The sequence below is a fragment of the Vibrio sp. 1069 genome, from assembly GCF_033340555.1.
In genome coordinates this window covers 1-941 of sequence record NZ_JAWOWP010000156.1, presented here as the reverse complement: position 1 = coordinate 941, position 941 = coordinate 1, and the positions used below count along the sequence as shown (strand labels likewise).

Below are 941 nucleotides of genomic sequence, written 5' to 3'. Positions count from 1 at the left end.
TTCTCTCCAGCTATTTCTTCCAAAGTTTCTAAACAATCAGATGAAAATGCAGGAGTCATGATATCAATTTTCTTCACGCCTTTACTGGTGATGGTTTCCAATGTTTTATCAGTGTAAGGCTGTAGCCACTCTTCTCGGCCAAAACGAGACTGATAAGACATACCAATCTGATCCGATGATAAACCAAGCGCCTCACCAAGCAAGCGAGTGGTCGCTTCACAATGCTGAGGATAAATGTCGCCATTGTCTGCATAACGTTTAGGAATACCGTGATATGAACACAGCAAGTAATCCCCTTTGCCATACTCTTCCCAGTATTGTCGAACCGAGTGCGCAAGCGCTTCGATGTACATTGGATGATCGTGATAATCGCGAATAAAGCTGAATGCTGGCATCACTGGCAGTTGCTTAAACGCTTTTGTGATTCCATCAGACACGGCTGCTGTGGTTGTACCAGAGTATTGTGGGTACAACGGTAGCACAATAACCTCTTCCACACCTTGAGCGATAAGAGCTTCAAAACCAGATTGAAGGCTTGGGTTGCCATAAGTCATGCCGAGTTCCACAGGCATATCAAGATGCTGAGCAAGTTTCTTTGCCTGGCGTTTGGAATACACCATTAAAGGTGAGCCCTCTTCCATCCATACCGATTCATACAACTTAGCGACCTTTGGCGAGCGTATTGGAAGAATCACACCATGTAAAATTGGACACCAAAGCCATCGTGTCATATCGACTACACGATGATCATGAAGAAACTGACTTAAGAAGCGCTTAACCGCTGGAGCGGTAGGTTCATCAGGTGTTCCTAGGTTAACCAGTAACACACCTTGTTTATTTTTAGTTTGCATTGCGTCCCTTTGTTTTCCCAGCATATAAAATGTATAAAAAAAGCGACCTTACGGCCGCTTCACTATAACAAAATTATTAAAAATTTTGAT

General features: G+C 43.3%; 1 protein-coding gene. It reads right to left on the bottom strand.

Annotated features, from left to right (window positions below; all coding sequences use genetic code 11):
• The coding region (gene hemH / locus R7040_RS25115) for a ferrochelatase (protein ID WP_318097375.1) at window positions 1–851 on the bottom strand (851 nt) is incomplete at its 3' end.
• Window positions 852–941 lie beyond the last annotated feature (90 nt).